Origin of the sequence: Paraburkholderia sp. BR13439, assembly GCF_040948805.1 — a bacterium.
In the GTDB taxonomy this organism is placed as follows: Bacteria; Pseudomonadota; Gammaproteobacteria; order Burkholderiales; family Burkholderiaceae; genus Paraburkholderia; species Paraburkholderia youngii.
Genome location: NZ_JBFPKN010000182.1, coordinates 1 through 295, shown reverse-complemented (window position 1 = coordinate 295; position 295 = coordinate 1). Strand labels below are relative to the sequence as shown.

At 57.6% G+C, this 295-nt stretch carries 1 protein-coding gene; it reads right to left on the bottom strand.

Annotated features, from left to right (window positions below; translation table 11 throughout):
* Positions 1 to 133: 133 nt before the first annotated feature.
* Positions 134 to 295: transposase (locus AB3X96_RS42780; RefSeq protein ID WP_368594446.1), on the bottom strand; the 162-nt coding region annotated here is incomplete at its 5' end.

Sequence of the window (295 nt, the reverse complement as noted above, 5' to 3'; positions counted from 1 at the left end):
ACATCGACTCGGTATAGCCGTCCGCTCCGCGCATCGCTTCAGTCTCAGTGTTGTCCGATTCTTTGTTTCAACGTTTACCCCTCCCGCCTGGATGACGTGTGCGGGAGGTATTTCAACAGCCTGCTAGAGGGTGTTAGGCACTTTTGCTAAGGGTTGCAAAGTGAACACGCATAAGCACGGAGAAGACGACGAAGTGCAAGCCAGCCAGAGTTTCGGGCAATCGCTCGTAGTCTCGTGCGAGTCGGCGGAAGCGGTTGAGCCAGCCGAAGCTGCGCTCAACCACCCAGCGGCGCGG